This window comes from Streptomyces avidinii (assembly GCF_045161815.1).
GTDB lineage: Bacteria > Actinomycetota > Actinomycetes > Streptomycetales > Streptomycetaceae > Streptomyces > Streptomyces avidinii.
Genome location: NZ_CP108863.1, coordinates 5,033,926 through 5,045,684 on the forward strand (window position 1 = coordinate 5,033,926; position 11,759 = coordinate 5,045,684).

13 protein-coding genes are annotated in these 11,759 nt (G+C 73.1%); 9 read left to right on the forward strand and 4 right to left on the reverse strand.

Going from position 1 to position 11,759, the window contains the following annotated elements:
* The first annotated feature begins 148 nt into the window (after nt 1–148).
* Both OG373_RS22620 and OG373_RS22625 read left to right on the forward strand, forming a co-directional pair.
* Nucleotides 149–601, forward strand: coding sequence for a DoxX family protein (locus tag OG373_RS22620; RefSeq protein WP_397739371.1), 453 nt, complete (start codon nt 149–151; stop codon nt 599–601).
* Complete coding sequence (locus OG373_RS22625; RefSeq protein ID WP_405439941.1) at nt 598–1,023, forward strand: Zn-ribbon domain-containing OB-fold protein; 426 nt, start codon at nt 598–600, stop codon at nt 1,021–1,023. The genes OG373_RS22620 and OG373_RS22625 overlap by 4 nt, the downstream gene beginning before the upstream one ends.
* A gap of 4 nt (nt 1,024–1,027) precedes the next feature.
* Here the strand turns inward: OG373_RS22625 and OG373_RS22630 are convergent, their stop codons facing one another.
* Nucleotides 1,028–1,729 carry a pyridoxal 5'-phosphate synthase gene (locus OG373_RS22630; protein ID WP_405439942.1) on the reverse strand — a complete coding sequence of 234 codons (702 nt, stop codon included), beginning with the start codon at nt 1,727–1,729 and terminating at the stop codon, nt 1,028–1,030.
* Between the two features lie 296 nt (nt 1,730–2,025).
* On the opposite strand from OG373_RS22630, the gene OG373_RS22635 reads away from it, so the two are divergent.
* Entirely contained in the window at nt 2,026–2,232 is a 207-nt protein-coding gene (locus OG373_RS22635) for a DUF4287 domain-containing protein (protein ID WP_150257893.1), read from the forward strand.
* Between the two features lie 69 nt (nt 2,233–2,301).
* On the opposite strand, the gene OG373_RS22640 is transcribed toward OG373_RS22635, so the two are convergent.
* A complete protein-coding gene (locus OG373_RS22640; protein ID WP_405439944.1) occupies nt 2,302–3,495 on the reverse strand; it encodes a thiolase C-terminal domain-containing protein in 1,194 nt (397 codons plus the stop codon).
* A 158-nt stretch (nt 3,496–3,653) separates the two neighbouring features.
* Here OG373_RS22640 and OG373_RS22645 point away from each other — a divergent pair, with 158 nt between their 5' ends.
* Nucleotides 3,654–4,985, forward strand: a complete 1,332-nt coding sequence (locus OG373_RS22645; protein WP_405439946.1) for an acyl-CoA dehydrogenase family protein — start codon at nt 3,654–3,656, stop codon at nt 4,983–4,985.
* Nucleotides 4,985–5,458 (forward strand): nitroreductase family deazaflavin-dependent oxidoreductase, encoded by a 474-nt coding sequence (locus OG373_RS22650; protein ID WP_405439947.1) that lies wholly within the window; start codon nt 4,985–4,987, stop codon nt 5,456–5,458. Before OG373_RS22645 ends, OG373_RS22650 begins: the two co-directional genes overlap by 1 nt.
* A gap of 219 nt (nt 5,459–5,677) precedes the next feature.
* On the opposite strand, the gene OG373_RS22655 is transcribed toward OG373_RS22650, so the two are convergent.
* Nucleotides 5,678–6,325 (reverse strand): TetR family transcriptional regulator, encoded by a 648-nt coding sequence (locus tag OG373_RS22655; RefSeq protein ID WP_189971482.1) that lies wholly within the window; start codon nt 6,323–6,325, stop codon nt 5,678–5,680.
* 285 nt (nt 6,326–6,610) lie between these two features.
* Between OG373_RS22655 and OG373_RS22660 the strand changes: the two genes are divergently transcribed.
* From OG373_RS22660 to OG373_RS22670, 3 genes are all read left to right on the forward strand, one after another.
* On the forward strand, nt 6,611–7,405 hold the full coding sequence (locus OG373_RS22660) for a VOC family protein (protein WP_397739624.1): 795 nt from the start codon (nt 6,611–6,613) through the stop codon (nt 7,403–7,405).
* 194 nt (nt 7,406–7,599) lie between these two features.
* Entirely contained in the window at nt 7,600–10,008 is a 2,409-nt protein-coding gene (locus OG373_RS22665; protein WP_405439949.1) for a serine/threonine-protein kinase, read from the forward strand.
* A gap of 68 nt (nt 10,009–10,076) precedes the next feature.
* Nucleotides 10,077–10,577 carry a peptidylprolyl isomerase gene (locus tag OG373_RS22670; protein WP_189971476.1) on the forward strand — a complete coding sequence of 167 codons (501 nt, stop codon included), beginning with the start codon at nt 10,077–10,079 and terminating at the stop codon, nt 10,575–10,577.
* Between the two features lie 69 nt (nt 10,578–10,646).
* Here the strand turns inward: OG373_RS22670 and OG373_RS22675 are convergent, their stop codons facing one another.
* A complete protein-coding gene (locus tag OG373_RS22675; protein ID WP_405439950.1) occupies nt 10,647–11,129 on the reverse strand; it encodes a hypothetical protein in 483 nt (160 codons plus the stop codon).
* 185 nt (nt 11,130–11,314) lie between these two features.
* Between OG373_RS22675 and OG373_RS22680 the strand changes: the two genes are divergently transcribed.
* Nucleotides 11,315–11,752, forward strand: coding sequence for a hypothetical protein (locus OG373_RS22680; protein WP_405439951.1), 438 nt, complete (start codon nt 11,315–11,317; stop codon nt 11,750–11,752).
* Nucleotides 11,753–11,759: the final 7 nt, after the last annotated feature.

Below are 11,759 nucleotides of genomic sequence, written 5' to 3' on the forward strand. Positions count from 1 at the left end.
GCGGATCGATCACGGGCGTGCGCGGTGCCCGCGGGGCTCGTGGATCCGCGGCCGGCCGGGGGCCTTGCGGGAACGCTCCGGATCCGCTCAACTGACGTACCGTCAGATAGAGCGTACGCGTCGATCGCGAGAGGGGTGGGGGCTGCCGATGCAGACCATCTGGCTCAGTGGGGCCGAATGGCTCGCCGTGCTCCGGATAGGCCTCGGCCTGTGGTGGCTGGAGAGCTGGCGGCACAAGGACAAGAAGGGCTGGTTCGAACGCGGCACCGGCATCGCCTGGGCCGCCGACGTCGCCGGCAAACACCGCTGGACCTTCGTCAAGGGCGGCTTCGAACTGGTCGTCGCACCACGGCCTAAGGCGATGGCGTACATCGTCGTCTACGCGGAACTCGCACTCGGGCTGGGCCTGGTGCTCGGCCTCCTGACCCCGGTCGCCCTGATCGGCGGCCTCCTGCTGAACCTGCTCTACCTCGTGCTGATGATCCACGACTGGGCCGAGCAGGGACAGAACGCGATGATGGCGCTCATCTCGCTCGTCGCGCTCCTCGCGATGTCCTGGCAGACCTGGTCCCTCGACGCGGCGATCGGACTGTTCCTGTGACCGGCGCCGTGCGTTACGACCTCCCCGAGGCGGACGACTTCACCCGCCCCTACTGGGACGCCGCCGCCGAGGGCCGGCTGCTGCTGCGGCGCTGCGCCGACTGCGGGCGGGCGCACCACTACCCGCGCGAGTTCTGCCCGTTCTGCTGGGCGGGCGAGGACCGCGTCACGTGGGAGACGGCGAGCGGCCGGGCGACCCTCTACACCTGGTCGGTGATCCACCGCAACGACCTACCGCCGTTCGGTACGCGCGTCCCGTACACGGCGGCCGTCGTCGACCTGGCCGAGGGCCCGCGGATGATGACCGAAGTGGTGGACTGCGAGGCGGCGGACCTGCGCATCGGCATGCCGCTGACGGTCACCTTCCGCGAGGCGGCGGACGGGGTGTGGGTGGCGGTCTTCCGGGCCGCGCCGCCGGACTGAGGGATCAGGGCCAGAGCAGCTCGCGGTCCCAGGGCCCGCCGGGAGTACGGGAGTACCGCAGGCGGATGTGCCGGCGCGCGGCGTCCCCCTGGAAGAACTCCACCTCGGCGGGGTCCAGCACGTACCGCGTCCAGGTCGGAGCCGGCGCGTCCGGCTCGGCTCCGGCCCGCTCCCAGGCCGCCGCCGAGACCCGCGCCAGCTCCTCCAAGGAGCCGAGCACCTCACTCTGCCGGCCCGTGAGCGCGGCGGCGAGCGCACCCCGCGAGCGGACCGCCAGGTCCGCCCGGCTCTCCTCGGGCCCGCAGACGGTGACCCGACCCCGGACGCGGACCTGGCGGCCCACGGAGGGCCAGTAGAAGCCGAGCGCCGCCTCCGGCCGCGCGGCCAGCTGCACGCCCTTGGCGCTGGTGGCGTGCGAGGCGAAGTGCCAGCCGCGCGCGTCGGCATCGTGCAGCATCAACGTCCGCACATCGGGCCGCCCGTCCCCGTCCACCGTCGCCAGAGTCATGGTGTGCGGTTCGGGCTGCCCCGCCCGGGCGGCATGCACGAACCACTCCCGGAACAGCGCCAACGGCTCACGGGGCGCGGCCCCGGGGTCGAACCCGGGAAGCGGCGAGTCCCACACGCGCAGGGAGTGCAGGGTGGCGCGAAAGTCGTCGGGGGCGGCTCCACCGGCCTGGCCGGTTCCACTGGCATCGCTGGTCATGAGGCTCATGGAACAGCAGGGCGGGGGGCGGGGGCGAGGGGGGTGGGGGGTGGCGGTTCGGATTCGCGCGGGGGCGGCTTCGGGGGACGGGGTCCACTCTGACTGCCGCCCCCGTGGACCCCGCCCACCGGAGCCGCCCCGAACGTCACCGACACCGCCCGCCCGGCCCCCGCCTCGTCCCCCCGAAGAAGCTTCCCCAGGGCCGATGAGTTTCCGCCCCCGCCGCAGTCATACCTACGGAACGAGACACCACCCCGCACCCACCCCGCACCCGCACCCCACGGAGGAGACGCACCATGGCCGAGACAGCCAAGGGACCCGCCAGCTACTTCCCCTCGATCGAGAAGAAGTACGGGCGTCCGATCGGGGAGTGGCAGGACCTCATTCGCTCCTCGCCGCTGACCAAGCACATGGAGCTCGTCTCCTGGCTCAAGACGGAGCACGGCCTCGGGCACGGGCACGCCAACGCGCTCGTCGCCCACACCCTCGCCGAGGGGAAGTAGGCCCCCCGCCCCCCGGCCCCGCGACCCCCAGACCCCCCCCGCCCTCCCCCCCCGCACGGGCATGTCCCCTCACCCCCGCCCCAGCAGTACCGTCCCCGACGAGCAGAACCAGCCGCCCGTGCCCGAGGCGAGGGCGACCTCCGGGAGGCGGCCGCCGGGTTTGGTGACCTGGCCCGGGCCCGCCTCGCCGCGGAGTTGGCGGACGGCCTCGACCAGCAGGAACAGGCCGCGCATACCGGGGTGGCAGGCCGAGAGGCCGCCGCCGTCGGTGTTGACCGGGAGTTCCCCGTCACGCAGCAGGCGGCCCTTCTCCACGAAGGCCCCGCCCTCACCCTTGGCGCAGAAGCCGAGGTCCTCCAGAGTCACCAGGGTCATGTAGGTGAAGGCGTCGTAGATCTCCGCGAGGTCCACGTCGGCGGGGGTGAGGCCGGCGCGTTCGAAGGCGATGCGGCCCGAGACGGCCGCCGGGGACACCGTGAAGTCCTCCCACTCCGACATGGTGGTGTGGGAGACGGACGTGCCCGCCCCCAGGATCCAGACGGGGGCCTTGGCGGTGTCCGGTACGTAGTCCTCCGCCGCCAGGAGCACCGCGCAGCCGCCGTCCGAGCGGATGCAGCAGTGCAGTTTGGTGAAGGGGTCGGCGATCATGTCGCCGCCGAGCACGTCCTCGACGGTGATCGGGTCGCGGAACATCGCGTCCGGGTTCGTGGCGGCGTTCGCGCGGGCCTGTACGGCCACCGAGGCGAGCTGTTCCAGCGTCGTTCCGTACTCGTGCATGTGGCGGCGGGCGGCCATGGCGTACTTGGAGATCAGCGTGTGGCCGTACGGGACCTCGAACTGCAGCGGTCCCCGTGCTCCGAAGGAGAGGTTCGAGGTGCGCCGCCGGGCCTTGATGTCCGCCCGGGCGGTGGATCCGTAGACCAGGAGCACGGCGTTGGTGTGCCCGGCGGCGATGGCGTCCGCCGCGTGGGCGGTCATGACCTCCCAGGTCGAGCCGCCCACCGAGGTGGAGTCGACCCACGTGGGGCGCAGGCCCAGGTACTCGGCGACCTCCACCGGTGCCAGCGTGCCGAGGCCGGCCGAGGCGAAGCCGCCGATGACCGAGCGGTCCAGGCCGGAGTCGGCCAGGGCCCGCCGGGCGGCCTGCGCGTGCAGGGCGTAGGGGGTGGGGCCGTCGACCCGGCCGCAGTCCGAGAGGGCGACGCCGACCACCGCGACCCTCCGGCGGGGGCGGGACGTGGGTCCAGATGTGAGTCCAGGCATGAAGGAACGGTATATCTGACGCTGCGTCAGATGCTAGACCCCTCCTCGCAACCCACCCCCGCCGCCCCCTGTGCATCTGTCCCCGCCGGGCCTAACATGACGGCCCGTCAGATCCCTCCCGGCCGCCGCCGGGAGGTGCCCCCGGGAGGAGCCCGACGATGGATGCCGCCTTCACCGCGGAGCAGGACGAGATACGCCGTACCCTGCGCGAGATCCTCGGCAAACGCTGCGGCCCCGACGAGGTCAAGGCCGCAGTCCGCACCACCGCCGGACACGACCGCGAGCTCTGGCAACAGCTCGCCCGGCAGCTCGGGCTGCCGGGCATCGCCATCGCCGAGGAGTACGGCGGCGTCGGCTGCACCCCCGCCGACCTGGCGCTCGCCTGCGAGGAGACCGGCCGGGCGCTGCTGCCCTCGCCGCTGCTGGCCACCGCCGCGCTGTGCGTTCCGCTGATCACCGCTCTCGGTACCGCCGCCCAGCGCTCCGCGCTGCTTCCGCCGCTCGCGACGGGGGCGCTGACCGCCGCCCTTGCCGTCAGCGGCCCGGCGCTGGCCACCGCCCTCGCGCTGACCGGCGAGGACGCCTCCGGGCGGTGGGCCGGCGGTGGCCGCGCGGGCGGGGTCCAGGCCCGCGCCGACGCCGCCGGAGGCGGTTGGCGACTGTACGGGGAGGCCGCGCAGGTGCTCGACGGGCACAGCGCCGGGCTGCTTCTGGTCGCCGCGCACACCGGTGGCTTCGCGCGCAGCCGCACGCTGCTGTTCCTCGTACGGGAGGACGCGCCCGGCCTCGTACGGACCCGGCAGGCCGTCCTCGACGAGACCCGGCCGCAGGCCAGGATCCAGCTGAGGGACGTTCCGGCGGAGCTGCTCGGCGACGAAGGGGCCGATGTGCCGGCCGCCCTCGCCGCGACCGGGCGTACCGCCTCCGCCGTACTGGCCGCCGAGGCGGTCGGGGCGGCGGGCCGGGCACTCGCCCGCACGGTCGAGTACGTACGCCAGCGCGAGCAGTTCGGCCGGGCGATCGGGTCCTTCCAGGCGGTCAAGCACCGGCTCGCCGACCTGTACGTCCAGGTGCAGGCGGCCCGCTCGGCGGCCTACTACGCCGCCTGGGACCCGGACCAGGGTGGCCTCGCGCTCGCCCAGGCGCTGGAGGCCCTCCGGGTGACCGCGGGGGAGGCGATCCAGCTGCACGGCGGCATCGGCTTCACCTGGGAGCACGACGCGCACCTCTACTTCAAGCGGGCGGCGGCCGACGAGCTGCTGTTCGGCCCGGTCCACCGGCTGCGGGCGCACGCCGCCGACCGCGCGGGCCTGTTCACGGACCCGGCCGCGGCCGCCCCGCCGCCGAGACACCCCGCCCCGACCGTGCACGCGAACGCGACGGCGGACGCGACGGCGGACCCGGGCGCGGCATCCGCCTCCACCACGCCCACACCCACACCGACACCCCCGCCCCCGTTCCCGCCCGCGTCCGAGAAGGTGGCCGTCTGATGGCTCCCGGCGTCAAGCTCATGCAGAAGGTCTCCTCGACCATGCTCTTCGCCAAGATCGCGCCGCACTTCATCCCCGCCATGGACAGGGCGGTGCACAAACTGACCCGCGGCAAGGTCATCCTCAGCGCCCAGATGCTGCCGGGCGTGATCCTCACCGCCAAGGGCGCCAAAACCGGTGAACCGCGCACCACCCCGCTCGCCTGCATGCCGGAGGACGGCGGTACGACGTGGATCCTGATCGGCTCGAACTTCGGCCGGCCCGGGCACCCGGCATGGACCGGGAACTTGCTCAAGCACCCGGACGCGGACGTGAGTTGGCACGGCCGGGACATCCCCGTCCGGGCCCGGCTGCTGGCGGGTGAGGAACGCGCGGAGGCGTGGCAGGCGGTGCTGAGGTTCTGGCCGCCGTATGCGACGTACCAGGCGCGCATCGAGCGCGAGATCCGGTTGTTCCGCCTGGAGCGTCGCTGATCGCAGGCGTGACCTCAGGTGTGACCTCAGGTGTGACCTCAGGTGTGACCTCAGGCGTGGCCTCGGGCGAGGCACGACCTCGGGCGAGGCGTGACCTCGGGCGAGGCGCGGCCTCAGGCGTGATCGCAGGTGCGATCGGCGTGAACGCAGGCGTGATCGGAGTGATCGCAGTGGTTGGCGTGGACGGCGGGCCCCTGGAGGACGTCCGGGGGTCCGCCGCTACTTCGTCGGCTTCTTGCCCGTGATGCCGAGGTGGACGAGCAGCGCCAGGTTCGGCTTGAGCTCGGCCTGCTTGACGCCCCAGGTCTGGAAGCCCTTCTGGTGCGAGGCGACCGCGGCCAGCATCGCGACCAGCGAACCGGCCATCGCCGCGGGGCTGATGTCCTTGTCGACCTTGCCCTTGGCCTGGAGCTCCTTCATCGATTCCGTGAGGGAGTTGGTGACCGAGTTCAGGATCTTCATGCGGATCTTGTAGAAGCGCTTGTCGCCCTCGGCCGCACCGAGGTCGACGACCCGCAGGATCGCGTCGTTGCGGCGCCAGAACTCCAGGAAACCCTCGACGAGTTCCTCGGCGGCGGCCCAACCTGACTTGCCGACCCAGGTCCGGCCCTCGACGAGCGACGTCAACTGCGCGCCCTCGGTGGCCATTTGTTCGGCGATCTCCAGGACGGCGCCCTCGACGTCCGGGAAGTACTGGTAGAAGGTCGCGGGGGAGGTACCGGCCTTGCGGGCGACGTCGATCACTTTGACGTCGCGGTACGGCGAGGAGCTGAGCATCTCGCCGAGGCAGTCGAGCAGCTTCTGCCGCGTCGCCTGGCCGCGCCGGCCGGCGACACGCCCGTCGACGGTGCGTACTTGTCCTGTCATGCCGTCAGCTTACCGAGGGGTGATCGGCGCGCTATTCGGCCGCCTGCAAATGGGGTTACGGGGTCCCTGGCCTGGGCGGAAGGCGCTCCCGGCCGGCCGAGGGGGCGCATTCCGGCCGGAAATCGGGTCCTGCGCGCCCCCATCGCCGCCCCGGGCGTGTCGCCCGGTTCCGCAAGGTTTCCCCCGAATAGTCTTATCAACAGGCTGTGGACAAGTTTTCGGGCAGATCATGGCTGGGAGAGGTGGGAGGGTACACACCCCCGCACAACGGAAGGAAACGGGCCCATGGCCGCATTCGTGGAAGGCGCACCCTGCTGGGTGGACGCCTCGCTTCCGGACGTCGAGGCGGGCAAGCGGTTCTACGGTGAGCTCTTCGGGTGGACCTTCGCCGGCAGTGCGGGCGCCGAGTACGGCCACTACACCCAGGCCTACAGCCGCGGCCGCAACGTCGCCGCCCTCGCCCCCAAGCCCGACGGCCGCATGCCCACCGTCTGGGGGATCTACCTCTACACCACCGATGCCTACGCCTGCGCGCAGCGCATCCGCGCCGCCGGCGGCCAGATGGTCATGGACCCGATGCCGGTCGGCCCGTACGGCACCGCCGCGATGGCCGCCGACCCCGGCGGAGCCGTCTTCGGCCTGTGGCAGCCCGGCACCCACCACGGCTTCGAGGCCCAGCAGGAGCCGTACACGTACTGCTGGAGCGAGGTCTACACACGGGCCCGCGACGCCGTCGACGTCTTCTACGCCAAGGTTTTCGGCTACGTGCCGCAGGACCAGGACGACGCCGGCGTCGAGTACCGCATCTGGTCCCCGCCCGGGGCGGCGCCCGGCACGGACACCGCCGTCCTGGGCCGCAGCCTGATCACCGACGCCTTCCCCGAGATCATGCCCGCGCACTTCCTCGCCTACTTCGCCGTACCGGACTGCGACCAGTCGGTCATCACGGTGCAGCGGCTCGGGGGCCGGGTCACCGCCGACCCCTTCGACACCCCCTACGGGCGGATCGCTGTCGTCGCCGACAATCAGGGGGCGGTCTTCGGGCTGCTCTCGGAACCCCGCACGCAGCCCGACGCGTAGGGCGCCCGGAGGGATCGCCGGGCAGATCACACCGCGCTGCTCGACGTGCCGGGGCCGGACCGGGTCCGGGCCTGACAGAATCGGGGTTGCTCGACCCGGGCGGCGCCCGGGGTGAGACGCTGCACGGGGCAGGGCCCCGTGCCGGTGGAAGCGGGCCCGGTGAGTGGCCCGTACGGGGATGGGTGTGGAGGCGAGTGGTGGAGCAGCTGACGCAGCACGACCCGAGACGGATCGGCCCCTTCGAGGTGCTGGGACGGCTCGGCGCCGGCGGCATGGGGCTGGTCTATCTCGCGCGGTCCGCGTCCGGACGGCGGGTCGCGATCAAGACGGTGCGCACCGAGCTCGCCGAGGACCAGCTCTTCCGCGTCCGATTCACGCGCGAGGTGGAGGCGGCCCGGGCGGTTTCCGGTTTCTACACCGCGGCCGTGGTCGACGCCGATCCGCGGGCCGCCGTGCCGTGGCTGGCGACCGCGTACGTCCCGGCGCCCTCCCTGGAGGAGATCGTCAACGAGTGCGGGCCCATGCCGGCCCAGGCCGTACGGTGGCTCGCGGCCGGGATCGCCGAGGCCCTGCAGTCCATCCACGGCGCCGGTCTGGTCCACCGCGACCTGAAGCCGTCCAACGTGCTCGTCGTCGAGGACGGCCCGCGCGTGATCGACTTCGGTATCGCGAGCGGGGTGTCCAACACCCGCCTGACCATGACGAACGTCGCCGTCGGCACCCCGGCCTACATGTCGCCCGAGCAGGCTAAGGACTCGCGCAGCGTCAAGGGCGCCAGCGACATCTTCTCGCTCGGCTCCACCCTCGTCTTCGCCGCCACCGGGCACCCGCCCTACCACGGGGCGAACCCGGTGGAGACGGTCTTCATGCTGCTGCGCGAGGGCCCCAACCTGGAGGGCCTGCCCGCCGAGCTGCGGCCGCTGATCGACTCCTGCATGCAGATGGACGCCACGCTCCGGCCGACCCCGGCCGACCTGCAGGCGCAGCTCGCCCCGCACCTGTTCGACGGCGGTGACGACAGCGGGACCGCCTCGGCGTGGCTGCCCGCCCGGGCCGTCGCGATGATCGAGGCCCGGCGCGCGGGGCACCGTACGCCGCCCGCCCCCGTGGTGCCGGCGCCCGGCCCGCGCTCCGCCGGCCGGGGAGCGGCCTCCGAGGCCGCCACGCACCGCCGTCCGCGCGGGGCCGACTCGTGGGTGGACCCGCGCACCGGCCAGGCCGTCCCGCAGCGCCCGCACCACCCGCCGATGTCGCCGGTGCCCTCGGGCGAGCCGGTGCGCCTGGGCGGCTCTCCGGTGCCGATCGGGCCCGGGCCGCGTGCGAGCGCCGCGGCCCCGGCAGCGCACGCCTCCGCCGCCGCCTCGGACTCGGCGACCGGCTGGATCCGCCCGCCCGGCGGGTCGGTGGCCACCCCCTCGGCCGTGCAGCCCGTACCGGGCTCCGTACCGGGTCCCGGGCCGGCCCCGGACAGCGGCCGCTGGCGGCCGTGGCGCTTCCGCATGTCCAACGAGGTCTGGGGCACCCCGACGGTCGCCGGGAACCTGCTCTACGTGACCTCCTTCGAGGTCCACGCGCTGGACGTGGCGAGCGGCCGCCGCCAGTTCAAGACCCGCGACGTCGCCTGGTCCATGGCGGTCGCCGACGGCCGGATCCACGCCTCCGACGGCCCGTCCCTCTACGCGCTGGACGCCGGTGACGGCTCCGAGCGGTGGCGGCTGTCCACCGACGCGTGGGTGTACGCGGTGCGCGCCGAGCGCGGCACGGTCGTCACCGCCACGCGCGGGGGCGGCGTACAGGGCCGGGAGGGTTCGAGCGGCCACAAGCTGTGGGAGCTGACCGGCGCGCAGAGCGACTTCGAGACGCTGGAGGCCGCTCCGGTCCTCCACGACGGCACGGTGTACGTGTGGCAGGACGCCCGGCTGCGGGCCCTGGACGCGCGCAGCGGCCGGGAGTCCTGGTCCTACCCGATCGGGGACGCGGCCTCCTGCGGGAACGTGCCCGTCAGGGTCACTCCGGCTCCGGACGGCAATGTCTACATCGCGGCCGGTACCCGCGTCCTGTCGGTGGACAGGGCCTCGGGCCGGGTCCGCTGGCACTTCGAGGCGCCCGCGGTCTTCCTGGCACCCCCGGCGTTCGCGCCGGGCGCGGCCATCACGGGCGGCGGGGTCTACCTCGTCGACTACCTGGGCACCGTCTACGCCCTCGACGCGGCCACCGGGCAGGACCGCTGGCGGATCGCGACGGAGGCACGGCAGTCCTCGGACCCGGTGGTGGTCGCGAACGGCAACGTCCACCTGGGCGCGGGCAGTGCGCTGTACACGCTCGACGCGGTCACCGGCACCCCGAAGTGGCGGTTCGCTGCGGGCGGCGAGATCACCGGCCTGCCGGCGGTCGCGGACGGCCGCGTGCACTTCGGGTCGGCCGACCACTGCCTGTACACCCTGGACGCGGCGGGCGGCCAGCTGCGCTGGAAGCTGGCCACGGGCGGCGAGATCACGGGCTCCCCGGTGGCGGAGGCGGGCGTGGTCTACGCATGCAGCAAGGACCGCTGCGTGTACGCCCTGGACGCGGCCAAGGGCACGGGCACCCGTACGAGCGGTTGACCTGCGCGGAGGCGGGGCTGCGGCCCCGCCGGACAGCGCACCGCACCGGGAGTGACAGGATGGACCCCATGAGCGACAACGTCTACTTCGACATCAACATCAACGGCGCCCCCGCCGGCCGCATCGTCTTCGCCCTCTTCGACGAGGTCGTCCCGAAGACGGCGCGCAACTTCCGCGAGCTGTGCACCGGCCAGAACGGCTACGGCTACGCCGGCTCGGGCTTCCACCGCGTCATCCCCCAGTTCATGCTGCAGGGCGGTGACTTCACCAACCACAACGGCACCGGTGGCAAGAGCATCTACGGCGAGAAGTTCGAGGACGAGAACTTCCAGCTGAAGCACGACCGCCCGTACCTGCTGTCGATGGCGAACGCCGGCCGCAACACCAACGGCTCGCAGTTCTTCGTCACCACCGTCGTCACCTCGTGGCTCGACGGCAAGCACGTCGTCTTCGGCGAGGTCGTCGAGGGCCAGGCGCTCGTGGACCAGATCGAGGCCCTGGGCTCCCAGTCCGGCGCCCCCAAGGGCAAGGTCGAGATCGCGGCCTCCGGCGTCGTCAGCGCTGCCTGATTCCCACCCGCCTGCCCGGCCGGTCGGCCCCGCCCCCTCCCGGGGGCCGGGGCCGCCGCCATGTCCGGGCTACGAACCGTAGGCGTCCGGTGCCGTCGGGGGTGTGGGCGGGGGGAGCGGGTGGGGGCGGTGGGTGGGGCGGCCGCGCATGACCGCTGCGCCCAGGAGGATCAGGGCGCCCGCGCCGAAGGCGTTCGCGAGGCCGTCACCGAGGCCCCGGCCGTCGCCGCCGACGGTGAGGCTCCCGGCGGCCTGGCCCTGGCGGACCGTCCACAGGATGCTGAAGCCGAGGACGATGATCCCGGCCAGCGCCATGAGCAGCCGCGAGCGGAGCAGGACCGCGCACAGGGTGAGGACGGCGGCGAAGAGGTACGGGAGCAGGATCGAGCCCAGCAGGGTGGCCCGGTGATCGGTGATCCCGGTCGCGGTGAAGAGCTCCTGGACGCGGTAGTCGCGTCCGAGACGGCCGTCGTACCAGGCACGGAAGGGGCTCCAGACGGCGGCCGCCGCTCCGATCAGACCCATCAGGGAGCCGAGTGCGTTGCGGATCATGCCCGGCCCTCCGGTGCAGGGGTCTCGGTCCCGACGCTACGCCCGGCCCCTGCGGCCCGCACGCCAGGAGCCCTGACGGCGTGCGCGGTGCCTGGTAGCGTGACCCGCCGTTGTCCACGGGGGAGAGGTTTCGGGCCATGGTGGCTGGGCGTCGTATCAGGTTTACCGCGGTGCTGGTGGCGGTCGTGTTCGCACTGACCGGTTTCTCGTCGCACGGCGGGAGCAGCAGCAGCGGCAGCAGCGGAAAGAGCAAGAGCAAGAGCGGCAGCAGCGGTGGCGGGTGCTCCAGCTCCAAGAGCAAGAAGAAGGGCAACGGCAGCAGGAGCACGGCCACCGCGTCGCCCTCGGCGAGTGCGACCGGTTCCCCGGCCACGGCGGTCGTGGTCACCTGCGTCGGCAGCTCGCCGGTCACCACGGTCAGGCTCACCTCGAACGTGGACCGCAGGGCGACCTTCGTGGTGAACCTGCACCGGGAGGGCGCGAACGGCGCCACCGTCGAGTCGACCGTCGTCAAGGAGACCCTGGGCGCGCGCGAGAGCCGCGTGATCAGCGTTCCGCTCAAGGAGCCCGCGCGCGCGACCGAGGTCAAGACGTGCCGGCTCGACCGGCCGCGCGAATCCTGAGGCCCGC